Origin of the sequence: Rhizobium tropici CIAT 899, assembly GCF_000330885.1 — a bacterium.
GTDB classification, from domain to species: Bacteria; Pseudomonadota; Alphaproteobacteria; order Rhizobiales; family Rhizobiaceae; genus Rhizobium; species Rhizobium tropici.
The window spans coordinates 272,422-295,630 of the sequence record NC_020061.1 but is presented as its reverse complement, the minus strand read 5'-3'; the positions used below and the strand labels follow the sequence as shown (position 1 = coordinate 295,630).

General features: G+C 57.8%; 19 protein-coding genes and 1 pseudogene. 4 read left to right on the top strand and 16 right to left on the bottom strand.

Features of this window, described 5'->3' with window-relative positions:
• Positions 1-6: 6 nt before the first annotated feature.
• From RTCIAT899_RS21025 to RTCIAT899_RS20970, 12 genes are all read right to left on the bottom strand, one after another.
• Positions 7-1,020, bottom strand: coding sequence for a 1-aminocyclopropane-1-carboxylate deaminase (locus RTCIAT899_RS21025; RefSeq protein WP_004126123.1), 1,014 nt, complete (start codon positions 1,018-1,020; stop codon positions 7-9).
• Positions 1,021-1,393: 373 nt separating this feature from the next.
• Complete coding sequence (locus RTCIAT899_RS34195) at positions 1,394-1,618, bottom strand: exopolysaccharide production repressor protein (RefSeq protein ID WP_210305378.1); 225 nt, start codon at positions 1,616-1,618, stop codon at positions 1,394-1,396.
• A 55-nt stretch (positions 1,619-1,673) separates the two neighbouring features.
• Complete coding sequence (fdxB, locus tag RTCIAT899_RS21015; protein ID WP_004126119.1) at positions 1,674-2,003, bottom strand: ferredoxin III, nif-specific; 330 nt, start codon at positions 2,001-2,003, stop codon at positions 1,674-1,676.
• Positions 2,000-2,203, bottom strand: coding sequence for a CCE_0567 family metalloprotein (locus tag RTCIAT899_RS21010; protein WP_015342006.1), 204 nt, complete (start codon positions 2,201-2,203; stop codon positions 2,000-2,002). The genes fdxB and RTCIAT899_RS21010 overlap by 4 nt, the downstream gene beginning before the upstream one ends.
• Before the next feature lie 26 nt (positions 2,204-2,229).
• Positions 2,230-2,718 (bottom strand): NifX-associated nitrogen fixation protein, encoded by a 489-nt coding sequence (locus RTCIAT899_RS21005; RefSeq protein WP_004126118.1) that lies wholly within the window; start codon positions 2,716-2,718, stop codon positions 2,230-2,232.
• A 12-nt stretch (positions 2,719-2,730) separates the two neighbouring features.
• Positions 2,731-3,231, bottom strand: coding sequence for a nitrogen fixation protein NifX (gene nifX / locus RTCIAT899_RS21000; protein ID WP_015342005.1), 501 nt, complete (start codon positions 3,229-3,231; stop codon positions 2,731-2,733).
• Positions 3,197-4,588, bottom strand: a complete 1,392-nt coding sequence (gene nifN, locus RTCIAT899_RS20995) for a nitrogenase iron-molybdenum cofactor biosynthesis protein NifN (protein ID WP_004126114.1) — start codon at positions 4,586-4,588, stop codon at positions 3,197-3,199. Before nifN ends, nifX begins: the two co-directional genes overlap by 35 nt.
• Positions 4,588-6,033 (bottom strand): nitrogenase iron-molybdenum cofactor biosynthesis protein NifE, encoded by a 1,446-nt coding sequence (gene nifE, locus RTCIAT899_RS20990; RefSeq protein WP_240535527.1) that lies wholly within the window; start codon positions 6,031-6,033, stop codon positions 4,588-4,590. The genes nifN and nifE overlap by 1 nt, the downstream gene beginning before the upstream one ends.
• Before the next feature lie 112 nt (positions 6,034-6,145).
• Positions 6,146-7,687 carry a nitrogenase molybdenum-iron protein subunit beta gene (gene nifK / locus RTCIAT899_RS20985; protein ID WP_004126108.1) on the bottom strand — a complete coding sequence of 514 codons (1,542 nt, stop codon included), beginning with the start codon at positions 7,685-7,687 and terminating at the stop codon, positions 6,146-6,148.
• 125 nt (positions 7,688-7,812) lie between these two features.
• Positions 7,813-9,315: a nitrogenase molybdenum-iron protein alpha chain gene (gene nifD / locus RTCIAT899_RS20980; protein WP_004126105.1), complete on the bottom strand. Its 1,503-nt coding sequence runs from the start codon at positions 9,313-9,315 to the stop codon at positions 7,813-7,815.
• A gap of 103 nt (positions 9,316-9,418) precedes the next feature.
• Positions 9,419-10,312, bottom strand: a complete 894-nt coding sequence (gene nifH / locus RTCIAT899_RS20975) for a nitrogenase iron protein (protein WP_004126102.1) — start codon at positions 10,310-10,312, stop codon at positions 9,419-9,421.
• Positions 10,313-10,918: 606 nt separating this feature from the next.
• Positions 10,919-11,893: a LysR family transcriptional regulator gene (locus RTCIAT899_RS20970; protein ID WP_004126101.1), complete on the bottom strand. Its 975-nt coding sequence runs from the start codon at positions 11,891-11,893 to the stop codon at positions 10,919-10,921.
• A 995-nt stretch (positions 11,894-12,888) separates the two neighbouring features.
• On the opposite strand from RTCIAT899_RS20970, the gene RTCIAT899_RS20960 reads away from it, so the two are divergent.
• A complete protein-coding gene (locus tag RTCIAT899_RS20960) occupies positions 12,889-13,854 on the top strand; it encodes a phytanoyl-CoA dioxygenase family protein (RefSeq protein ID WP_004126098.1) in 966 nt (321 codons plus the stop codon).
• A gap of 194 nt (positions 13,855-14,048) precedes the next feature.
• Here RTCIAT899_RS20960 and RTCIAT899_RS20955 read toward each other — a convergent pair whose 3' ends face one another.
• Entirely contained in the window at positions 14,049-16,130 is a 2,082-nt protein-coding gene (locus RTCIAT899_RS20955; RefSeq protein ID WP_004126095.1) for a prolyl oligopeptidase family serine peptidase, read from the bottom strand.
• Between the two features lie 429 nt (positions 16,131-16,559).
• Here RTCIAT899_RS20955 and RTCIAT899_RS33240 point away from each other — a divergent pair, with 429 nt between their 5' ends.
• From RTCIAT899_RS33240 to RTCIAT899_RS20940, 3 genes and pseudogenes are all read left to right on the top strand, one after another.
• The gene (locus RTCIAT899_RS33240) at positions 16,560-17,021 is read left to right on the top strand and encodes a hypothetical protein (protein WP_028755198.1); all 462 of its coding nucleotides are present in this window, start codon (positions 16,560-16,562) and stop codon (positions 17,019-17,021) included.
• A gap of 141 nt (positions 17,022-17,162) precedes the next feature.
• A pseudogene (locus tag RTCIAT899_RS20945) lies at positions 17,163-17,708 on the top strand (hypothetical protein).
• 227 nt (positions 17,709-17,935) lie between these two features.
• Positions 17,936-19,318 (top strand): IS701 family transposase, encoded by a 1,383-nt coding sequence (locus tag RTCIAT899_RS20940; protein WP_004126092.1) that lies wholly within the window; start codon positions 17,936-17,938, stop codon positions 19,316-19,318.
• Between the two features lie 50 nt (positions 19,319-19,368).
• Here RTCIAT899_RS20940 and RTCIAT899_RS20935 read toward each other — a convergent pair whose 3' ends face one another.
• From RTCIAT899_RS20935 to RTCIAT899_RS20925, 3 genes are all read right to left on the bottom strand, one after another.
• A complete protein-coding gene (locus RTCIAT899_RS20935; protein ID WP_004126090.1) occupies positions 19,369-20,190 on the bottom strand; it encodes an IS5-like element ISRtr3 family transposase in 822 nt (273 codons plus the stop codon).
• 213 nt (positions 20,191-20,403) lie between these two features.
• The gene (locus RTCIAT899_RS20930) at positions 20,404-21,459 is read right to left on the bottom strand and encodes an LLM class flavin-dependent oxidoreductase (RefSeq protein WP_004126087.1); all 1,056 of its coding nucleotides are present in this window, start codon (positions 21,457-21,459) and stop codon (positions 20,404-20,406) included.
• A gap of 246 nt (positions 21,460-21,705) precedes the next feature.
• Positions 21,706-23,208, bottom strand: a complete 1,503-nt coding sequence (locus RTCIAT899_RS20925; protein WP_004126084.1) for an SDR family oxidoreductase — start codon at positions 23,206-23,208, stop codon at positions 21,706-21,708.
• Between the last annotated feature and the right edge of the window lies 1 nt (position 23,209).

The following is a 23,209-nucleotide window of genomic DNA, read 5'->3' as shown; positions in this document are numbered from 1 at the left end:
TTTGGATCAGCCGTTGCGAAACGTGTCGCTGTAAGCATTGATTGCCGGCACGCCGCCGAGATGCGCGAATAGGAGCCTTGATCCTTTCGGAAAGAAGCCCTTGCTGATGAGATCTATCATCCCTTGCATCGATTTCCCCTCGTAGACGGGATCAGTGATTATGCCTTCCAGCCGCGCGCAAAGGCGAATGGCCTCGTTTGTTTCCTCGGAAGGAATGCCATAACGGGGGTGCGCATAGTCCGCGAGCAATACCACATCATCATTGGCGATTTCTCTTCCGAGTTCGACGAACTTCGCAGTTTGCCGGGCAATGTTAAGCACCTGCGACTGGGCTTGGAGAGGGGTTGCCGAAGCATCGATACCGATCACATTGCGCTGTCGTCCATCCTTGGCGAAACCAACGACCATGCCGGCTTGCGTCGAACCCGTCACAGTGCAAACCACGATATAGTCAAAGGCAAAACCAAGCTGTTTTTCCTGCGCGCGCACTTCCTCGGCAAAACTCACATAACCCAAGCCGCCATATTTATGGACAGACGCACCGGCTGGGATCGCGTAGGGTCTGCCGCCCATTTGCTTGACGTCGTCGAGCGCCCTTTCCCAACTGCTGCGGATGCCGATATTGAAGCCGTCATCAACCAGTCGCACCTCCGCTCCCATGATCCGGCTTAAGAGGATATTCCCAACCTGATCGTAAACAGCGTTCTCATATGGTACCCAATCCTCTTGCACCAGAAGGCATTTCATGCCGATCTTGGCGGCTACTGCGGCGACCATGCGTGTATGGTTGGACTGCACGCCACCAATGGAAACAAGCGTGTCGGCATTTGACGCGATCGCGTCCGGGATGATGTACTCGAGTTTGCGGAGCTTGTTGCCGCCGAACGCCAGCCCCGAGTTGCAGTCCTCGCGCTTGGCATAGATCTCCACCTTGCCCCCTAGATACTCGCTAAGTCGGTCAAGCTTTTCGATAGGCGTAGGGCCGAAGGTAAGGGGATATCGTTCGAAGTTTTGCAGCATGTTCTCTCCAGTGATTTGCGCCTGAAATAGACGTGTTCACGACGCGTGGGCGGGCAAGCCCGGCAACAATCCTCGGCGTTTGATTAGATCCCATTGCTTCATCGGCCTTCGTTCGTCGTCGAGGCGGCGCAACCCACAGGCCGGTCGCTGCGTTTGCCACAGCACCCTTCAATGGGAACCGAACAGCAATAAACTCCTTAGGTTGCTACACCGTGGAAGCCATTGCCGACGGACACGTCGTGTAGTTGTTCCAACAACGTTATGCTCGATGATCAATGTCTTCCAGGCAGCCCGAGGCTCGCAACTGATCTGTTCCCGGCCCTCAAGGGCAACAAACCCACCATCGAGCCGAGCTGGAAGACAACGGGGTAGTTCAGTCTTTCTTTTCGCAATGCTCTGGCCGGTAACGCATTTCCTCGAGATCATCGAAACGCAAGACCCGCTGGCTCCTCTTTAAAGCGCAACTGGCGCGCCAGATCAAAAAAAGCACGCTTGCGAAATAGGCCACCTGAAGAAGGAGCCAAATATCCACCGTCGTGACCATTGCTCTGCGGATTGAATGTGAAACGAAGTAAGCGCCTAGAAGGCTGAAGCACATGACTGGTTGCAGGAGGCGACAGAAAATTGCAAAAGGCACAGTCGTTCTCCCGCGTTTATACGCCAGCACATGAAGCGAGCTTGTCAGCCGGTATATGAATCTGACAGTTCTTCGGGCAGACGCGGGCGCAGGCGCCGCAGCCGATACATCGCCCTGCTTCGTCCACGACCATGATCATACGATTGAGTTCGCCATCGAAGTCGTCGTCTTCGTCATCGCAGATGCCGAGGATTTCACCCGCTTCACTTGCGCCGTAAAGGTGCATGACATCGCGCGAGCAGACCTTGAAGCAGCGGCCGCAGCCGATGCAAGTTTTGCCATCGATAGCGGTCAGATACTCCGGCAACCAGGTGGATCCATCACGGGTAACGAAGGTCCCCGTCATCGCGAATCCTCCAAGGCGGCAAGCTCGTTCTTTGCCGCATTCAACTCCGCGAATGCGTCGAACGTCTTTGCTGCGATCGTCTTGATCTTGGGCCAGTTGACCGGCAGGTCCTCGGCAAGATCGTGCAACTCCATTTTCGCGGTTGTCGCTCGTGACTGCAGTTTACGGACCTTTTGAAGCTGCTGCACAATGTCTGACATTTATCTCTTTCCTCAAAAACCCGAATTCACGGCGCCCGCGCCACATCGGGGTAGGCTTTTATGGCGATGACAGCATCATCGACCAATTTCGTGCCGGCCTCGGTGAGTTTGCGAAGCGTCTCAAAGCCGAACCGATGGACGTCTCTGAGCGTCTTCGACAAAACGACCAAACGCCCTGTCGTGAGAACCACTCGCCCGAAGCCCTCGGGATTCATCGTCACGATCGAGGAGGCGACGAGGCCTGAGTGCCCTTCGATTTCAAGCCCAACGCAGGTGTAAAAGATTTGAAGCCTCCAAATCACGTCCGGATCGGGGTCGCCGATGATCGGCATTTGCCGGCGCTGCTCCTTCGTCACAATGAAATCGGCAAGCAGGTCAGTGTCCGATTTTCCGTCCCACGACCCATGAGTATCCTGCGCCCTGACCAAGCGAACCAGGCGCTTCATGAACGGGGTTGCCATTGCGTCGCGATCATCATCTGCGAGTGTGTTCGCAAGGTTGCTGGGCGAAGTCATCGCCGACCTCCTTTAATCTTCGTCGTCGAAGAACGGCTTGGCGAGACCCATGCCGGCGTCTGCAAGCACCTTGCGCAGCCATGGCGGCGGGGCAGTTTTCAGCATGGTCTGGGTGCGCATCAGTACCTCTTCGATGGACGATGGCTCCGGCACCTTGATCGGATGGATTTTTGCCGAGACGACCTTCGCGGCGGAGGGCCCGCCGATCGCCAGGCAGAACAGCAGATGACATCCCTTCAACGCCTCGACCCTCATCGCGATGCGATCGGTGCCGCCGTCGTTCGTGTGCTTGCCGCTTTCGTCAGTTGCTTCACCAAAATCGACGGCTTCGACGATCTCCCAACCGGTTGGGGTGACGTCATAGACTGCAAAAAGCTTGGCAGACCCGAAATGTGCGTTCAGCCTCTTCAGGTCCTGTGTCGCGATGGCAACGCGCAGAACTCCCTTCGGGCACTCTGGCGCAGGGGCTGGCCCCTCCTCAGTGACGAGTGAAAGACGTCTGACGGCCGTCATTTTTTGCCTCCATGTCTTGCAAGGGATTGAGCGCTTCGGGGCTCGGCCGGCGGCAGTTCGACTGAAAAATGTTGGCGGCCTCGAACAGGAAGTTGCGCGCGCCCTCATAGAGAATGGTTTTCTTATGCTGGCTGCCGAGCCGATCAAAGATCGGAAAGCCGACCCTCATCAGCGGGACGCCAAGCCGCTCGGCGGCCTGGCGGCCGTGGGAATGGGTCACGATCAAATCACCGCCAGCGTGGCGCGCCATGGTTTCGAGATCAGAAAGGTCGCCGACCTGCACAGCGTCGGCCGGCACCTTCTGCAGAATGCAGCTTGTGCCGGTGGTCGAAACGGCGGCGACTATTTCAGCGCCCATACCCTTGAAGAACGTTGCAAGTTGAAAAAGATGATCTGGCTCTGCGGCAATCGCGATACGTTTGCCGCCGAAATAAAAATGGCCGTCGAGGAGTGCGTCCTGCAATTGTGCGCGGCGCCGCCGCACAGCGGGCGGCACCGGATTGCCGGCGATCATGGCCAGCATCGTCATGAAACGGTCGATTGCCTTTAACCCGACAAGCTGCTCGAAGAGGACGTAAGGCACGCCGGTCTTCGCCTGCAGGGCCGCGGCGGCCGTGCGCATATGCTCGCCAATCGCAACCGCCTGGAAGCAGGTGCCGAGTTCGCGGATTTCCTCGACCTTCGTGCCGCCATAGGTAGTCGGCACCCAACGGTCGTCAGGAACCGTGCCGTCGAGCGAGCCCGAGACGTCCGGCAGGATCACCGGCTTCAGACCAAAGCTTTCGACCGTTTCGCGCAGAAGCTCAATATCGGCGACCGTCAGGTGCCAACCGGGGAGGATCGCAATCTTCTTCAGATCGCGGGGCCGGCCGCCTGGGGTCGTAATGCCTTCGATCATGGAGGTGACTGCCTTTGCCCAACCCTCCTCGATCGCACCGTCGAAATCGGGTGTGCTCGCTAGCACGACCTCGGTACCTGCTAGCTCTTCGGCACGCTCCAGCTTGATATTGACAAGATCGCCCTCGAAATTCTCGCCGCGGGTTTCCACCAGCGCCGTCGTGCAGATCCCGATCAGCTTCGGTTTAGCGCGTGTTTTGATATTGAGGAGCGCCTCTTCCAAATTGCCGGCGCCGCCGAGGATCGTCGCCACTGCGTCCATCGCCGTTGTCTGCAGGGGGATGGCTTCCTTGAAATGGCGCACGAAGAGCACCAGCGCGAAGCTGGTGCAGCCTTGGCTGCCGTGGAACAGCGGTATCGCACCATCGACGCCAAGATAGGCTAGAGCGGCACCGAGGGGCTGCGACGATTTCAGCGGATTGACCGCCGCCGACTTGGTCTGCGGGAGAATGCAGGCCATCAGCTTTCCTCACCACCCGCGGAAGCCGCCGGCGGAGGCGCCGACGAGATCTGTGAGGCGGGGAACGTCTCGCTCTCGCTTTGCGTGCTTTGCAGTTCTTCCTTCATTGCGGGCTGGGCGTCCCATGGTGCCGGCTCCCGCACCTCGCTCCAGATCGGGTTGTGGATAGCAAGATCGATCTGGCGAACGAGCTCCACCATGCCCTCATAGCCGGCATAGGGATGATGGCGCTCCTGGTTGATATCAAGCCAGGGCGTTTTTGCCTTCAGCGCGACATATTGCGTACGCCCACCAGACAGCATGATGTCGGCTTTGTGTTCTGCGAGAATGTCGTACATCTCCCGCGATCCCATCGACTCGAACATGCGGTGATCCTCCTTCAGAATTTCCTTGATGCGCTCCTTGTCTTCGGCCGTCGATTTCTTGGTCGAGGTGCCCACGATTTCGACGCCGATCTCCATCAGCGCGTGGGCAATCGACCAGGCCTTCACACCGCCGGTATTAAGCAGCACACGCTTGCCTTGAAGCCGCGACCGGTATGCCGCGAGCTTTTTCCAGGCGATCGCCTCCTGCTCTGCGATCAGCGCCTCGGTGCGCTCAAGAATCTCCGGATCGGCGCCCTTCCTGACGAGCAGCTCAGCGATCTGCCGCAGCGATTGCGACGTGTCGGTAATGCCGTAGAAGGACCCTTCGAAGAACGGAATGTCCCAGAGTTCCTCCATTTTGCGGGCAAGATTTATGAGTGCGGTCGAGCACACCATCATCGCTGCCCGGGCACGATGCGCTGAGGCAATGTCACGATAACGCGCGTCACCGGGGATGCAGGCGCGCACGCGAATGCCAAGCCGATCAAGAAGCGGCTTTACCAGCCAGAACTCGCCGGAAAGATTGAATTCGCCGAGGATATTGATGTCGTAGGGGCCGGCATCATCGGGCTCCACCGTGCCGATGACATGATCGAGCAGCGCCTCGCCGGCGAGCTTGTTTCCAAGATTCTTGGAGCCGGAAAAGCCGGGCGCATTGATCGGCACCACCGGCAAGCCGAATTTTTCCGCAGCGCGCTTACAGACCGCTTCGATGTCGTCGCCGATTAGCGCCGTAACGCATGTCGAATAGACGAAGATCGCCGGTGGCGCGTAGGTTTCCTTGATCTCGCGGATCGCTTTGAAAAGCTTCCGCTCGGCGTGGCCCATCACCACGTCGAGTTCGGTAAGATCGGTGGTGAAGCTCGTGCGCCAGAGCATCGGGCCGGACGAAGCCGTACCACGGTTATCCCAGGAATTGCCTTCGCAGGCGAGCGGAGCATGGATCAGATGCGCGACGTCGGTGATCGGCTGCAGCACGATCTTTGCGCCGTCGAACGCGCAGCCACCGGCTGCCGCCCCGGGGGTGAGCGGCTTGGAACAACCCTTCTTGCGGACATTGGCATCTTTGCCGCGGTTCATCTCGCAAGCGGGTTCCTCGAAGACGTCCTGGATCCTGGCATCGAGCGACCGGCTTGCGCCGGCCTTAGATGTCGATTGCAAGACACTCGGCGGCGGAGCCGAGCGTTTGCCGTTAGCGTGTGAGGTCATAGGAATAGTCCGTGACACCTGTTTGGCTCGTCTCGCGGTCGAGTTTGTCGAATATCGTGTCGAGGATTGTCGTTAAGACACGCAGCCCGCCTTGGTAGCCCATCAGCGGGAAGCGATGATGATGGTGCCGGTCGAAAATCGGAAACGTCAGCCGGATCAGCGGCGTGCCGGTGTCGCGCTCCAGATATTTGCCATAGGAATTGCCGATCAACAGGTCCACCGGTTCGGTGAAAAGCAGTGATCGCAGTGCCCAGAGGTCCTTGCCCGCCCAGACCTTGGCATCCTTTCCGAACGGCGAGGATGCAAGCAATGCCTTCATTTCGCTTTCCCACGCAGATGTGCCGTTGGTCGCGAGGCAATGTGTGGGCTCGCCGCCGGTTTCCATCACGAACCGGGCCACCGCATAGACAAAATCTGGATCGCCGTAGATCGCGTATTTCTTTCCGTGCAGCCAGGCTTGGCTGTCCGCCATGGCGTCGACGAGGCGCCCACGCTCCAGTCCGATCGCGGAAGGGATTTCCTTGCCGGAAATCTCCGAGATTTTCACCAGCAATTCGTCGGTTGCTTTAACGCCAAGGGGATAATGGAAGGAAGCCGTCGGCTGTCCGAACTCCTTGCAATATTCCAGCGTCTTGCGGGTGTTGTAGTGCTGCAGCGATAGTGTCGCTTCGGCGCCAAGAGCTTCCTTGACGTCTCCGATCGTCGTGCCGCCATCATACATGCGATACATGCCATCCGAGGGAGTATCGAACTGGTCGGATGCGTCCTGGATGAGGGTATACGATACGCCCATGAGGTTCAGCAGGCGCTTGAGCTCGCGGTTGTTGCCGACGCAGAAGCCGTCGAACCCGGGTATGATGTTGATGGTGCCGTTCGGTTCCTTGCGCTCCCTGCCCTTCCAGAAGTGCTCCAGGATGCCCTTGACCATGCCGTCATAGCCATCGACATGGCTGCCGACGAAGGCGGGCGTGTGGGCGAAAGGAACATCGAAGTCTAAGGGGACCGAGCCTTCGCTCTTGGCGTTTTCGATAAAGCCGTGCAAATCGTCGCCGATAACCTCCGCCATGCAGGTGGTCGAGACGGCAATCATCGACGGGTCGTAGAGCGCATAGGTGTTGGCGAGCCCGTCGACCATGTTCTTCAGTCCGCCAAATACCGCCGCGTCCTCAGTCATCGAGGACGAAACCGCCGACGAAGGCTCCTTGAAGTGTCGCGAAAGGTGCGACCGGTAATAGGCAACGCAGCCCTGGCTGCCGTGGACGAAGGACATGGTCCGCTCGAAGCCCGCAGCCGCAAAGACGGCCCCGAGCGGCTGGCAGGCTTTGGCGGGATTTATTACGAGGGCTTCGCGGGCAAGATTTTTCTCCCTGTACTCCCAGGTCTTGGTGAACTCGCTTTGATCGGCAACGACCTGGTCCGGGTGCGGACATTCGAAATTCAGCTTCTTTTCGGCAAGCATTCGCCTGTATTCCGGCTCGCGGAACAGAGGCGCGTGGTCGAGAATTTTTTCCGCCGACTGCGGCATGGTAATCGCCTTTCGTTTCATCGTGCCGCACCAATGGCGGCAAAGGACGTCGAGATGTTCGAGGTGTCAGGATCAAATCCGCGGCGAGAGCCTAGCCTGCCCCTGCTCCAAGACAGGCCAGGCCCTCATTCGGCCGCAACCGCCTCAGCCGGCGCGACCTTTCTCTTCCAGGGGGCGTCGTAAAGATCCCAGACTGGATTGTTGATGGCGAGGTCCATGTCTTTGGCAAAGATGGCAAAGCCGTCGTAGCCATGATACGGGCCGGAGTAGTCCCACGAATGCATCTGGCGGAATGGAATGCCCATCTTCTGCACCGGGTACTTTTCCTTGATACCGGAGCCTACGAGATCGGGGCGGATCCCCTCGATGAATTTTTCCAGTTCATAACCGGTCGCGTCGTCGTAGATGAGCGTGCCTTTTTTCACGTAATGGCCGGTGCGCTGATAGTCGTCGTTGTGGGCGAACTCGTAGCCGGTGCCAACGATCTCCATGCCGAGATCCTCGTAGGCCGTGACCACGTGACGAGGGCGCAAACCGCCGACGTAGAGCATCACGGTCTTGCTTTGGAGGCGTGGTCGGTATTTGGCGATGATGGCGTCGACCAAAGGCCGGTACTTGGCAATGACTTTCTCGGTCTTTTCCTCAATTTCCGGCCCGAAATGCTTGGCAAGCTTGCGCAAAGAGGCTTCGATCTGCGACGGACCAAAGAAATTGTATTCCATCCATGGAATGCCGTACTTTTCCTCCATGTGCCGACAGATGTAGTTCATCGACCGGTAACAGTGGATGAGGTTGAGCTTGGCCTTCGGCGCCCGCTCCACTTCGGCAAGCGTGGCGTCTCCAGACCAGTTGCCGACCACGCGCAACCCCATCTCCTCCAGGAGGATGCGCGTGGCCCACGCATCGCCGCCGATATTGTAATCGCCGACGACGTTGATGTCGTAAGGACTCGCCTCGAACTCGACATCCGTTTTCTCGAAAACCCAGTCACGGATGGAATCGTTGGCGATATGGTGGCCAAGTGATTGCGATACGCCGCGGAAGCCCTCGCAGCGCACCGGCACGATCGTCTTGTCGTGTTCCTTCGCCTTCTTGCGCGACACAGCCTCGATGTCATCGCCAATCAGACCGATCGGGCATTCCGATTGGATGCTGACGCCTTTGTTCAGCGGGAATAATTCCTCGATCTCATCGATGATCTTGTCCAACCTCTTGTCGCCGCCGAAAACGATGTCTCTTTCCTGGAAGTCGGAGGTGAACTGCATCGTCACGAAGGTGTCGATCCCTGTCGTGCCGACATAATAATTGCGACGCTGCGACCAGGAATATTGGCCGCAACCAACCGGTCCATGGGAGATGTGGACCATATCCTTGATCGGCCCCCACACGACACCTTTGGAACCGGCATAGGCGCAGCCGCGGATGGTCATAACGCCCGGAATGGATTTGATATTCGATTTGACGCTGCATTCGGAAAGAACGTCGTCCTCCTTGTCGGTCGCGTCTTTGCCCGTTGCAACGCCGAGGTGCTTGTTGCGGCGCTTCGCCGCCTTGTCCGGATATTGCGACAGCACGTCCGCTATAAGCTTTTCATGCAAAGCGCCGTTTTTCTCGTAGTCGAGGCTCATAGGGCCTGCCCTCTTTTAAGGTTCGGATGTCGCCTCGCGCTGAGGCGCGTTCTCGGGAAGGACGCGCCGGGTCAAGGGCCGGCGCGTCCGTCGAAAGCGGCGGTTATTGGGCGGCCGCCACCTTCGATTCCTTGGCCTGAAGTTCCGCAAGCATCTGCTCGTCGGTCTTCATGATGCCGAAGTCGAGCAGCATGTCCTCGAGCTCTTCCATGGTGATCGGGGTCGGGACGGTCCCTTGACCCGAATTGGCATGAATTTTCTCAGCCAGGGTGCGATATTCTCCGGCCTGTTTGGAATCCGGCGCATACTGGATGACCGTCATCTTCCTGAGCTCGGCGTGCTGGACGATGTTGTCGCGCGGCACGAAATGGATGAGCTTGGAATTGAGCCTGGAGGCCAGGGCCTCGGCGAGGTCGATCTCGCGGTCCGTCTGGCGCTCGTTGCAGATCAGACCCCCGAGCCTCACGCCGCCTGCATGGGCATATTTCAGGATGCCCTTGGCGATGTTGTTTGCCGCGTAAAGCGCCATCATCTCGCCGGACATGACGATGTAGATTTCCTGGGCCTTGTTCTCGCGGATCGGCATTGCGAAGCCGCCGCACACGACGTCGCCGAGCACGTCATAGGAGACATAGTCGACATTGTCGTAGGCGCCGTTTTCCTCAAGGAAGTTGATGGAGGTGATGACGCCGCGGCCGGCGCAACCAACACCCGGCTCCGGGCCCCCGGACTCTACGCACTTGATGCCCTTATAGCCGATTTTGAGCACGTCCTCGAGTTCGAGGTCTTCCACCGAACCTTCCTGTGCCGCTAGATGCAGCACGGTGTCCTGCGCCTTCGAGTTCAAGATCAGGCGGGTGGAGTCGGCTTTGGGATCGCAGCCGACGATCAGGATCTTCTGCCCGAGATCGACAAGGGCTGCGAGCGTATTTTGTGAGGTGGTGGACTTGCCGATGCCCCCTTTGCCGTAGAATGCGATTTGACGCAAATCTGACATGTTGCCTTCCTTCTTTCGTTCCATCCGTCGCGGAGTACGGTCGGCAGCTCGCGCCGCCCGCCGAGAAGCGTTTCAAAACGCGTGCCAAGTTGGCAGTCGACTTGAAGGGAAACTCTCTTGATTGTTTTTCAGCTATTTAGCTGCGCCAGACATGCGCTCCAACTGGACAAGCCTTTGTCGCGGGCCCGACAAATCGGACGCAATGTGTCGCAGTAAACTGATAAAGCCTGGCGATCGGAGGGTGCCGCAGGTTGGCCAAGACCACAGCGGGACCAAAGAATTTTTAAAATTGGAGACAATCCCACATCAAATCGTGCCACTGGCGAAGCACCCGGGTTTGCCTCAAAACAATGCCAAACCAGTTGAGACCCCAACTGCTTGTTCGGCCGCATCATGCCCCAGGATCGAAAGCGGCATATCCATGCGGCGCGACCCACACGAAACGGATAGGACAGCCTTGGCAATTTATGCGTTTGGAATCAGCGGTAAGCGCAGGGATCCAGGTAAGCTGCGCAATATTCCTGGCGGCCGGTCGCGGACAAGCTCGCATGCCCAATGGCTTGAAAAGTTTGAATGCATCGCAGCCGCATCAAGCGAGCCGGCCGTTTATCCGGCGTAAACTTTCGGACGAGTGGGCTTCATTGTCGGAGCATCTTGACGTTCCGCAGCCGGCGGCGAAACCATCCGGGCAGCCTCCCGAATTAATGTCTCCCGCATCCAAAGGCTTGCCGCATCGCTATTGTGGAGCGCGGGCCATTGGACGGCCTCGGTCAATGTGGCGATCGGAAGCGGAAGCTCCATGATGCGCAGGGGCGTCGTTTTCGCACAGTGCTGCGCCAGCCGCAAAGGCATTGTCCCTATACGGTCGGTACCTGCTAGCATGGGCGGTATCATGCTAAAGGATTGCACCACGACCTCGATACGTCGCTTGAAACCCCGCTCGCGCAAATACCATTCGTCAATGGCAGGCCTAAGGCCACTTCCAAATCTGACCGCAACATGGCCCATCGACATGTATTGCTCGAACGTGAACGGCTCTGATAGCTGCTTGTTCGTACTACACCCTACGCACACGAATATATCGTCGAACAGTGCAGCATGAGGATGCTTCGACATGAACACTTTCGGCATAATGAGGAAGTCGACGTCGCCGCGCTGGAGGAGCTCATCGAAGTCGTCTGAAACAGGTAGAAACTCGAAGCTGATGGCAGGAGCTTCCTGCGCCATACGCTCGACGACCTTTTCAAGAAACACGAGTGTCACGTAGTCGGATAGGATGATCTTGAAGCAGCGATCCGAATGAGCCGGATCGAACGGTTCCCAGGCAATAACGGAGAGCTGGATATACAGCAAAGCCTCTCGGACGGCCACGGCGAGCCTTTCGGCACGTGGCGTTGGGACAAGTTCACGGCCAACCATCGTAAAGAGATCGTCGCGGAAATAGCTTCGCAGCCGCGCGACGGCCGCGCTCATCGCGGGCTGGCTCAGATTGATGCTTCGTGCCGCTGCTGTGAGGTTGCGCTCGGTCATGAGGGCGTCGAGCACGACAAGGAGATTTAGATCAAGACCTTTAAAGCGCATGTTTTCCTTCATCCACGGCGTGGAGGTGTGCCATACACGCCATCGATCATCGTGCCTATTGAAAGAATATAAGTTGACCGAAATCAAGTAAATCGAGTGCACAGTTGCATTGGCTCGCCCGAACGGTCGCATAAATCGGCCTTGGGGATGTTTGGGGTTTACTCTCGTTGCGCGTCTTGGCAACTCTCTTAACCGGGCAACCCCTTTGGGGGCGGTCGTGAGACGACAAGACGTGGAACCTTCCACGCATCGTTGCATGGTATCGGACAAAATTTCGGGCCGACCCAGGAGCTCGGCATAAAGGCCTCCACTCACGTCATCGCGGCAAGAGCAATCGCTTGGTTCGAATATCAGAGCGAACGTGGCAAGCACCCGCCGTTGCCGAACACGCCGCCGTACGGGATCCACGCGAAGGAGATCGGCTATCAGCGCGTTTAATATCCGCTCATCCCCATTCCTTAACGCCTTGGCGATCTGACATCCGGTGGGGAGTCTTCAACAGGAAACTGCCGTACGGAAATGCCGGTGTAGATCGGCATCATGAACGGGTCTCAGTCCCTGAAACTGCGGAGCTGTGTCTTGATTTATCCATATCGTAAATAAGCGTTATCTAAACAATAAATTTGCAAACGAAGTCAAGAATCGGTTCCTATGCCTCCACATTGATCGTTCGAAAACAAACTTTAGGGAAATTGATGTTCAGTCATGCAATCAAAGCCGGTGCTCCCGATTTCCGCTCATTGGGCTAGGTCCGACTGCGCCTAATGTCAAATCTGGTTTCAATAAGAGGAGCAACGAACACATTCCCTTGAACGAATCCTCCCCTGGACAAGGCCAGCAAAGGCGCGTGCGACAGCACACCGCCTTTGCACATTCCGTTGATCCGTTACTGGATTTCATAGCATCAACAGGAACACGTTTTGTCGAGACTATCCGTATCGAGTGCAGGTTCTTGCCCGCAGGAGGAACTTCCATCATCCATGAAAGGCGATCGAATGCTCAGCTCCGCAAACTCCAACCCGAAGGACCTCGAACAGATCGCGCGCAACGGCGGGGTATTTCGTCGGATGGTGTCTCGAATTCCAACCTATCTCACTGATATGCGGGAGAACCCGGCTTGGCTACCAATGTTCCTGCTGGCACGCACGATGCCGTTCCGCAAGGCACATTGGCTGACCGCAAGACAAGCGCCGCGGCAGGAAAGTCGCAAGCCCTCGATGTTTGGTGACCTCAAGGCAGAGACGATCGCAGCCGAATTGAGAAGTACGGGCCTTTTTGCCGGCTTGACGCTTCCCACCGCAATCTGCGAGGAAATTGCCCGTTTTGGACATGAGACGCCTTGCTTCGGCAATTTCGACCGAAGGTTCGACTTCTTGGCCAGCGACCATGTCGAAGCCGAGGGGTGGTTTGGCAGGACGATACTAAGTGGCCACCATTACGAACGGGCGTTACGATGTGATGCCGTCGTTGCCGTTCAGCAAGATCCGCTGCTTCTCGACGTGGCAAGGCATTATCTCGGCGGCAACGCGAGATTGATCACCACGCGGACGTGGTGGAGCTTTCCGACGAAAAACGCTTCGGATGCGGATCTGAGCCGCGCTTCCTTCAAGTTTCACTTCGATCTTGATGATTGGCGGATGCTGAAGTTTTTCTTTTACCTCTCCGACGTCGATGGCAATTCCGGTCCGCATGTCTACGTGCGCGGCAGCCACAACCGTCGGCGCTTGAGGCATCAATTGACTCTGCTCGTTGGCCATCCGGCGCACGAGGTGCTTGATTTCTATGGCGCAGAAAATGCCATCACTTTGACCGGCAAAGCGGGTTCAGGTTTCGTCGAGGATCCTTTCGGCTTTCATATGGGTACCTTGGCAAAGCAGAGGCCGCGACTGATGATGGAGGTCGGTTTTGGCGTCTCAAAACCATCAAAACGCCGTTTCCATGGAGAGCCGGTTCTTCGCTAGACGAGCAACCGTTCCGGCGCGGATCCAAGTTCTGACAGGCCGCTTTCGCCTGTTGGAATGCACTCCGACTGCCTTCCTGGCAGGCCCTCTTCTGCCATGCAGTTGCCGCGCGGCGACCTAAGGGTCGATGATACCGTTTATGATGGAGGGAGTGCCTCGCCGCTTCAAGTCGATCTGCTGCTTTCCTCAACCAGTCACAGACGTTCCGAAAAGCCGATCGCATCGCGAAGGAAACCGTAACCTAGGGCTAGGAACGCCGCCTGCTCGCGATCGTCCGCGCCGGCACCATGACCACCGACCTCAGCTTCGTAGAAGTAAGCGGGGCAGCCGAGTGCCTGCAGCTTTGCAGCCATCTTACGTGCGTGCCCCGGATGGACGCGGTCGTCCCCTCTTCGGGTCGCGAGCAGGATGGGCGGGTAGAATTGCCCGGCTTCGGCCGTGTGATAGGCAGACATTTGACTGAGAAAGGCCCAATCCTCCGGCTTGTCGGGATCACCCTTTTCGTCAATCCGGCTCGCGCCCGCGAGGAGCTTGGTGTAACGACGCAGATCGAGAACGGGTACTGTGCAAAAGAGTGCGCCGAAACGCTCCGGATATCGAGTTAGCATGTTGGCGATCAGGAGACCGCCATTTGAACCGCCCTCGGCAGCGATCCGTCCGGGACGCGTGACACCCCGGCGCACCAGGTCGGCGGCCACGGTGGCGAAATCGTCATGGGCAAGACGCCTTTTCGCCCTTTTTCCAGCCTCGCGCCAGCGCGTACCGAACTCGCTGCCGCCGCGGATGTTGGCCACCACGCTCGTGCCGCCGGGTTCGAGCCACAGCTTGCCTATCGCGGAGTTGTAATGGGGCAGAACCGATTTGCCGTAGTCGCCACAGGCGGTGAGGTGGACCGGCGCATTTCCGTTTCCGTTTTCCGGCCCGACCTGTGTATAGGGGATTATTTCACCATCCGTCGAACCCGCCTCGTGACGCGTGACCAGCAATCCTGATGCATCGAATTTGTCTGGATCGCGTTTCAGGACGACGGGGGCGCCGAGCCGCGGCGCCCCGTTAAGATTGAACAAGAGAAGCTGCGGCGGCGTCACTGGATCTTCAGCCGAGACGAGGACTTCCCCATTGCTCTCGTGAACTTCCGCATCTAAGGGCCAGGCTCGAACAGTCGTCGCAGCGGGCATGGTGTCCAACGTTCGGTGCGTCCAATCCTGTCGTCCAGGCGTGAACATATCGAAGCGAGGAACGAGATTGTCGAGGAGGGATACCACGAGCTTTCCATCGTTCCAGAAGAAGGACTGCAGGGCGCACCTTTCGTCCGGTTCAAACAGCGTAGCAAAGTTACGCGCGCCGGCGATGAACGAGGACAGGGAGATGCCGATCAGTGCGTCAGCTGAATGGGTCGTTCCTCCGACCGTCCATGCGTTACGCAACTTCACAGCCAGCCAATCACCGAAGACGTTCCAGCTAGCATCTCGAGGAAGATCGATCTTGGTCTTCGGACCGCTCCTGTCGCCGATCCAGCCGACCGTACTGAAAAAGCCCCGCTCGATGAACCAAACGCGTTCGCTTGCGGCGGTACGATCCAGAAAGCCGAACACGAGGATGGAATCGGGACCCGCCTCGAAGATAACCGGTGCGGCGAGCGGATCGGAGTCACGCGTCCATAACCGCACTGTGCGCGCATAGCCGGAGCGCGTCGCCATGCCATCGCCGAGAGCGATGGAAAGCAAAAGAGTGTCGTAATCGAGCCAGGCAACATTGCCTTTGGCCTCCGGGAGATTGAAGCCGTCGGTAACGAGGCTTCGCGTGGTTAGATCGTACTCGCGATGCACGACCGCATCGCTGCCACCCAGCGACAGGTGAAGGACGGCGCTTTCGCATCTGCCCGGTTCGATCGAGGCACTGTCCCATATCCAGTCCTTTCCCTCGGCCTTGGCAAGGGCATCCACGTCGAGAACGATCTCCCACTCCGGCTCCGCCGCCATGTAGGCGGCGAGTGTTGTTCTGCGCCACACGCCTCTCGGGTTTTCGGCATCGCGCCAGAAATTATAAAGGTATCGGTCCCGGCGCGTGATCCCCGCAATCTTGTCAGGGCAGTCGAAAATGCCCGCGAGCGTGTCGCGGTCTCCTTCGAACGGCGGCCCGCCAAAACGCGAAAGCGTTCGCGCCGATTGCTCAGTGACCCAAATCAAAGCTTTCTCGCCATCGATGTCTTCGAGCCAGAGATAAGGGTCGTCATCGGGGGCATTCAGTGTCGGCCGAGCATCGATAACACTCATGTGCGAAAAACTCCTAATCGGGAAGAACTCCGTTGTGCGGGGAGGTAAGTCTGTGATGGCGGACACGATGGCCGTACGATCTGTCCCGAGAACGGATGGTATTGTCCTTGCCTGGTTTTGTGTTGCCGAGCCTCCGAAGGTGAGAAACACGTGGCTGTTTTAGCCGACCAAATGGATTTAGCCCTGCCAGAAATCGTTACTGCTCCCGTGGCCGCTGGGCGATGATCTCCGCAAACGGAGCAATCGTCAGACGGTTCGGTCTAGGCTCGCGGAAAGCTCGCACAGAACTAGGGCTCCACTCACCTCCGCAGGAAAAATCGTAGCTGGCGCGGCAAAGAAAAGGCGGTCCTCAATTTGGCGCCAGAACGGCTGTTTCACCGCCGCACCTGCGCGACTCTAATCCGACGAATGCGAAAGTCGGGTAAGCACATGTTCATTGAAACCAGCGGGGTTCATTGGCGACTATTGGTCGAGCCGAGTAATTATGAGAACGCCGCCACTCCAGCAATCGAGCGTTCCGATGCCAGGCAGGTAACGGTCCTTTTGGACTTAATGCGGATCTGCGCCAGACTTGGCATGATGCCTTTCTCCTCCTTTCATCGGATCGATCTCGTCACAGGTCATCGTTTCTATCACCTCCTGGCAAAGGAACTTCAAAAGCCGTGCCAGCTGCGCAAAGAGCGTGAAATGACCGCTATCCCAACGGTTCAAGCATGGATGCGTCAGTTGGCGAACACGTCGGTGTCGCGGACGGAACAAATCCGACATCGTCCCCCGAAGCAAAAACATCGCGAAGATTTATTGAAGTTTCAGGCGAGCGCGTGCCGGTTCATCACAGACCCGGTAATCGCGCCAATCGGCCAGAAAGCGGCAATACCGTCGGGAAGCTGACACACGGTTGACAGTGGCCGAGGCGCTGTTTGGCAAGCTGTTTGCTTGCAGAGCTTGGGGCAGCAAAGTCGACAAAGCATGGTCGGCAGCCAGTGGCGACATTGGGTTCTACTAATCAGCCCACAGGAGGAGCGACGGCGGATGACATGCATTGTCGGTTTGATCAGCGACGGATCTGTTCACATCGGCGGCGATAGCGCTGGTGTGGCCGGCTATTCGCTTACCCTCCGAGCCGATCGCAAAGTTTTCCGCAACTAGGACTTTCTCTTCGGGTTTACCTCTTCGTTCAGAATGGGCCAGCTATTGGCACATTCGCTCAAGCCGCCCAAAAGAGATCCTGAAACGGATGTCTATGCCTTCATGGTGACGGATTTCGTCGACGCGCTTCGCCAGTGCCTGAAAGATGGCGGCTACGCACGGCGGCAGGACGAAGTCGAGCGCGGCGGCACCTTCCTCGTCGGCTATGCCGGAAGGCTTTTCAGAATTGACGATGATTACCAGGTTGTTGAGCCGGTCGATGGCTTTGACGCCTGTGGATGTGGTCAGCAAATAGCACTGGGCGCGCTCTATGCATCATCAAGCTCACCGCCTCGCGAAAGGTTAGAGATGGCTCTGAACGCCGCCGAGCGTTTTTCCGCCGGGGTACGCGGCCCATTTCACTTCGAGACACTCAGTCTCGCTGGGTGATGATGGTCACTACGGCAGTTTATTGTAGCGAGTTCGCCAAAGTCTAAGCTTGACTTTGTACAAAATCTCTTTGGAGTTTCGGGTTTGTAGCGGCGGCGCTGATCTTCCGCGTACTGGCAGCGTGGCGCGCGCGGCACTCTCATTTTGAGGCAATTTGAGCGGGGTGAATCAATTCGCCGCAGTCTCTCTGACTTGCCTGTTTCGCGTGACCGGATTCGAACCGGTGGATGACCGATCATAATGAGAACTGCGTCGGGTCGGGTGATCCTGTTCCGCAAATCCTTCGCCAGTGGCTGTCGTCGTTTCGTCCCTGGTTCACGGCACCCAGCTGGGAGCATCTCCTGGTCCTGGTGATGGGTGCGATCCTGTCTCCAGGCAAACGAACAGTGACGTCCTGTTTGCGGATCACCGGCCGCGCCGAGGCTGGCAATTTTTCCCTCTACCATCAGCTCCTCAATCGCGCGCGTTGGAACCCGCGTACGTTGGCTTCGCGGCTGTTATCGGTCGTTGTCGCCAGCCTCGTACCCGATGGTCCCATTGTGATCGGTATGGATGACACCATCGAACGCCGATGGGGACCAAAGATTGCCGCGCGTGGCATTTATCGCGATCCAGTGCGCTCCAGTCACGGTCACTTCGTCAAAGCCAGCGGCTTGCGCTGGTTGAGCTTCATGGTTCTTGCCCCGGTCCCATGGGCCAAATGCATCAAGGCCCTACCAGTCTTAACGCTTTTATGCCCCTCAGAGCGCTACGACAAAAAGAGGGGACGAAGGCACAAACTGCTGACGGATTGGGCAAGACAGGGCGTGATGCAGCTTTGCCGCTGGCTGCCTGGACGCGATCTCATCTTTGTTGGCGACAGCAGTTTTGCTGTCCACACATTGGCTGCAGCGCTACCAGGCAGAGCCACCCTCATCACACGCCTGCGTCTCGACGCCAGTCTGTTCACCCCGCCAGATCCGCGACACGAACATACGCTCGGGCGGCCCGCACAAAAAGGCATGCCCTTGCCCAAGCTCAAGGCGGTCCTCAACAATCCCAAGACCGTCTGGCAACGCGTCATCGCGTCAACCTGGTATGGCAGACAAACCGATAAACACCTTGATATCACGACAGGCACTGGCTTGTGGTATCGGCGGGGAACCCCACCAAGGCCAATTCGCTGGGTCCTGGTTCGAGACCCGACCGGCCGCCGCGAACCGCAGGCGTTTATGAGCACCAATACCGAGCTCGAGCCGACCCAGATCATCGCCTATTTCGTTCGGCGCTGGCAGATCGAAGTGACGTTCGCCGAAACACGCGCCCATCTCGGTGTGGAGACCCAGCGCCAGTGGAATGGCAACGCCATCATCCGCACAACACCTTCGCTCCTGGCCCTCTATAGTCTCGTGACGCTGTGGGCGGGAGATGTTCTCAGCCAAAGCACGCGCCCTTACGCCGCCGCATGGTACAGGAAAACCGATCTGACATTCACAGATGCGATTGGCGCTGTGCGTCTCGTTTTGTGGAGCGACGATCTTTATCGACACTCACCGTCAAACCTGGAAATGCATAAAATACCGCCAGGGCGACTTGTCCGTATGGCGCAGGCGCTTTGCTTCGCCGCATAATGCACAAAGTCGAGCTAAGAGGCTGACTCAAAAAGACCTCAGCAATATCTTTATCTTGCGAGCCGCCGTGTAAGGATGCGGATGTGGGCGATTGTGATCCATGCCTCGGCGGAGGCGATCGTTTTCTCCCAATCCTTGGCCAGTCTACGGCAACGACCGAGCCAGGCGAAGGTCCGTTCCACCACCCAGCGGCGCGGCAGGACAGTGAAGCCCTTGGCCTTGTCGGAACGCTTGACGATTTCAATTGTCCACTGGCCGAACTTCGCCAATCTCCCCTTCAGCTTGTCGCCCGCATAGCCGCCATCGGCGAAAACATGTCGGAGCCAGGGCCAGCGGTGGCGGATCGATTTCAGGAGACCGAATGCCCCATCACGGTCCTGAATGTCCGCGCCATGCACTATCAGGCCGACCATCAGCCCCAGCGTGTCGACAATGATGTGGCGCTTTCGCCCCTTGAGCTTCTTGCCGGCGTCATAGCCCGAAATCCCGCCGCTTTCTGTGGTTTTCACGCTCTGACTGTCGATCACGCCAGCGGACGGCGAGGCTTGCCGACCTTCCAGCTCGCGCGTCTCCATCACAAGACGATGGTTGATCCGGCCCCATAAACCCATTGCCCGCCATTCGTAGAAATAGGCTTGAACTGTCGTAAACGGTGGAAAGTCCTTTGGCAGCATTCGCCACTGACAACCCGTCGAAGCAATATAAAGCAGCGCATTCACGACCTCGCGAAGATCGGTTCTCCGTGGCCTGCCCAAACGCCTTGGCCCAGGTAGGCAAGGCGAGATCAACCCCCACTCCCGGTCCGTCAGATCACTTGCATAACGACTCGCGCGTCGGGCATATTGCCGACGGGTGAAATCAGTCCAACCCATTGTGGTCTCCGTTCGTCCTAAGCAAACAAACAGAATCACAAATGACTGATTTCACTCAACTCTTTTTCGGTCAGGCTCTAAATCGCCGTCTCTTCTGGCCAGAGATCCGGATCGTCAGCGAGGGCCGTTCGCCGTGAACCGAGACCGACTTCAGTGATATCCAGACGGTTCATCATCAAAAATTGCTCTGTGATCTCGGAAGGGGTTATCCGGTCATGGCTGCGCATGACCGAGCGACTTGTTGACAGCCGGGATGATCTTGTCTCCCCAGAGTTCGATTTGCCGCAGCATCGCCTGATGATCGAAATCGCCCAATTGGCAGTGAATTGCGATCTGGGACGGCTTCAGCACACTGATCTCTTCGAGCAGGCGATCGATCACCCGATTCACACTGCCGATTGGTAGATTGTCGCGCATCGTCTGAAACGACAGGTCCTGCTTGGTCGGGGTTTCCTGCAGAAGATAGCCGTCCTCGGTTTGTTGGCGGCGCTGATGAAGCGCTTCCGATAGCCGGCGCTGGAAACGGGCGTTGTCGAGATAGCTGTTGATCTCCGTTTCGTTATCGCTGGCATAACAACAACGCAACAGCGAAATCTTGGCATCCGCGGCATCCTTACCTTTTGCGAGTGCCGCGTTCTCGACGCTCTCGCGAAGCTTGCTTAAAGCGCCCAAGCCATCGTGGAATGCCGTGACGAAAAGATTGTGTCCTTCCCGATAGGCCCGGCCCATGTTGTATCCGGACGCCGTAGCGATCCAGATTGGGGGGGCCGGCTTCTGGATAGTCCGCACCGAAATCGCCGTCGGTGGTACCTTTAAATATTGGCCATTGTGCTCAAAAATCTTTTGCGTGAGGCCCTTGAGAAGGACGTCCAGATATTCCGAAAAGACAGCGGGCGCCTCATCGATATCGACACCAAAGCGGTCAAACTCAAACTGCTGATATCCAGAGCCGACGCCAAGCTCCAGGCGGCCGCTCGAAACGATATCGGCGAAACCTATCTCGGAAAGCAGGCGCTGCGGTTGATAAAGCGGCAATACGCAAACACCAGTGCCGAGGCGGATGGAGTTCGTCCGGCCGGCGCAATGGGCCACCATCATCAACGGCGATGGAACGAGGCTATAGTTGTTGAAGTGGTGTTCGGCAAACCATGCGGTGTTGAAGCCAGCTTGCTCCGAAAGGACTGCCTGTTCGATTGAGTTGCGGATGATTCTGTCGGCCGATTGATGATAGCCCCGCTGGGAGGCAAGGATGAAGGTCGCAAATTCCATAACGTTTCCTCATTCACGTTGGGTCCATTCGCGAATGGTCAGCGGGCATGTATCCGTGGCTACTGATCCAATCGGCTTTTTTGATATTCGGGGCTTTGAAACAAAATCGCTTGCCGTTCCCCGGCCGCAAGTGCTCCTTAAAACTGTCAAATTCGATGACGCTCCGGATGCCGTTTGGCACACAGTGTCGTTTTCGATTTCCCGTGAATGCTTCCGATCGTGGGTAGAATACAACATTGTCCGAAGTCAGCCGGCGCCGACGTAGAGGGTCGATCCGTTGATGTATGAAGCATCTGGCGAAGCTAGGAAGAACGCGGCGTTTGCCATGCCTTCGAACTGCCCCCCGCCAAGGGCTGGGTTGCGGCGGCTGATCGCGTTCTGTGCGCTATCAGGTGTGTGAATGAAGCCAAGAGCAATCGTCGCAGTCCGAATGCCAACCGGCCCGAGTTCGGCCGCCATGCAGCGGGTCAGCATTTCCAAGCCCGCCTTTGATGCGCCATATGCATGGCGCTGGGCAATCGTCAGGGAGCGGTTGATGGATCCGATATTCAGGATTACCCCGTCGGGCCGCATCATTTTGATAGCCTCACGCGCGCAGGTGAAGGCACCGGTGAGGTTGACATCAATGACGCGCGCGATCTCGGCAGGCGTTTGCTCAACTCCCGACTTGCAACTGTCGGGCCAAGCGGCACTGTTGACGAGGACATCAAGCCCCCCGAACCGCTCCCGCAAATCGTCGAACAGTGCTACCACCTGCATTTCGCTTGCAATGTCCACGGATTTTCCAATGTGCTCGCCGCCGAGGGATTTTGCGAACTTCGCCGCCGCGGCGCCGTTTATGTCGGCAAGTACGACGGTATCGCCATTTGCTGCAAAGCGGCGAGCAACGGCCGCGCCTATGCTGGTCGCGCCGCCCGTGACGAGGACAATCCGCTTATTGGTTGATTGTGGCGGACGGGAAAGTTCGGCTTGTGGTATTTCGCTTACTCGCGGGTGCGCGTCGCCAGGCTGGTTGAAGGACATCCACCCGCCATCAATTGTCAGCACCGTGCCGTTGATACAGTGCGCATCCGGGCTGGCGAGAAACCGCACGGCTCGTGCAATTTCGTCCGGACGCGCCATGCGCCCCATCGGCACACGGCTGCGCACCGCCTCTAAGTTCGTCTGGCCAGCGTGTTCCAATTGCGCGACCATCGGCGTTCGCACATAGCCCGGCGCCACTGCCATCACGCGGATGCCAAGTGAAGCCAACTCGCAGGCGAGCGACTTCGTAATCGAGATAAGGCCCGCTTTCGAAGCAGCGTAGGCGTTGCGTTTTGGATTGCCAATTATCCCGGCCATCGAGGCGACGTTGATAATCGCAGCACCTGGCTGCATCCGCCGTGCGGCTTCGCGAGCCATGAGGAAGGGCCCGATCAGATTTACCGCCAATACGCGTCGGAAGTCGTCGATGGGGGTCTGCGTGGTCGCGGCCATGCTGGGCCCCATCGCCGCGTTATTGACAAGAACGTCGATGTGGTCGAACTGCGCGTCGATCCGCTCATAAAGGACAAGGATGTCCTCTTCCCGTGAGACATCGAATTCAAGTCCGAGATCCGCAGCGCCGAAACCGCGAGCCAGTTCAAGCACACCGCTGTCCGGGAGGTCCGCGGCAACAACAATGTCCCCGACATTGAGATGAGCGTCGACGAGTGCGCGGCCGATCCCGCCTGCAGCGCCTGTAATGATGACGACGCGTTGCTTTCTCATG

Bases quoted from the DNA above. Each gene is read 5' to 3' on its own strand.
- RTCIAT899_RS21025 (WP_004126123.1), bottom strand. From the start codon at position 1,020: ATGCTGCAAAACTTCGAACGATATCCCCTTACCTTCGGCCCTACGCCT.
- RTCIAT899_RS34195 (WP_210305378.1), bottom strand. From the start codon at position 1,618: ATGTGCTTCAGCCTTCTAGGCGCTTACTTCGTTTCACATTCAATCCGC.
- fdxB (WP_004126119.1), bottom strand. From the start codon at position 2,003: ATGACGGGGACCTTCGTTACCCGTGATGGATCCACCTGGTTGCCGGAG.
- RTCIAT899_RS21010 (WP_015342006.1), bottom strand. From the start codon at position 2,203: ATGTCAGACATTGTGCAGCAGCTTCAAAAGGTCCGTAAACTGCAGTCA.
- RTCIAT899_RS21005 (WP_004126118.1), bottom strand. From the start codon at position 2,718: ATGACTTCGCCCAGCAACCTTGCGAACACACTCGCAGATGATGATCGC.
- nifX (WP_015342005.1), bottom strand. From the start codon at position 3,231: ATGACGGCCGTCAGACGTCTTTCACTCGTCACTGAGGAGGGGCCAGCC.
- nifN (WP_004126114.1), bottom strand. From the start codon at position 4,588: ATGGCCTGCATTCTCCCGCAGACCAAGTCGGCGGCGGTCAATCCGCTG.
- nifE (WP_240535527.1), bottom strand. From the start codon at position 6,033: ATGAACCGCGGCAAAGATGCCAATGTCCGCAAGAAGGGTTGTTCCAAG.
- nifK (WP_004126108.1), bottom strand. From the start codon at position 7,687: ATGCCGCAGTCGGCGGAAAAAATTCTCGACCACGCGCCTCTGTTCCGC.
- nifD (WP_004126105.1), bottom strand. From the start codon at position 9,315: ATGAGCCTCGACTACGAGAAAAACGGCGCTTTGCATGAAAAGCTTATA.
- nifH (WP_004126102.1), bottom strand. From the start codon at position 10,312: ATGTCAGATTTGCGTCAAATCGCATTCTACGGCAAAGGGGGCATCGGC.
- RTCIAT899_RS20970 (WP_004126101.1), bottom strand. From the start codon at position 11,893: ATGCGCTTTAAAGGTCTTGATCTAAATCTCCTTGTCGTGCTCGACGCC.
- RTCIAT899_RS20960 (WP_004126098.1), top strand. From the start codon at position 12,889: ATGCTCAGCTCCGCAAACTCCAACCCGAAGGACCTCGAACAGATCGCG.
- RTCIAT899_RS20955 (WP_004126095.1), bottom strand. From the start codon at position 16,130: ATGAGTGTTATCGATGCTCGGCCGACACTGAATGCCCCCGATGACGAC.
- RTCIAT899_RS33240 (WP_028755198.1), top strand. From the start codon at position 16,560: ATGTTCATTGAAACCAGCGGGGTTCATTGGCGACTATTGGTCGAGCCG.
- RTCIAT899_RS20940 (WP_004126092.1), top strand. From the start codon at position 17,936: ATGACCGATCATAATGAGAACTGCGTCGGGTCGGGTGATCCTGTTCCG.
- RTCIAT899_RS20935 (WP_004126090.1), bottom strand. From the start codon at position 20,190: ATGGGTTGGACTGATTTCACCCGTCGGCAATATGCCCGACGCGCGAGT.
- RTCIAT899_RS20930 (WP_004126087.1), bottom strand. From the start codon at position 21,459: ATGGAATTTGCGACCTTCATCCTTGCCTCCCAGCGGGGCTATCATCAA.
- RTCIAT899_RS20925 (WP_004126084.1), bottom strand. From the start codon at position 23,208: ATGAGAAAGCAACGCGTCGTCATCATTACAGGCGCTGCAGGCGGGATC.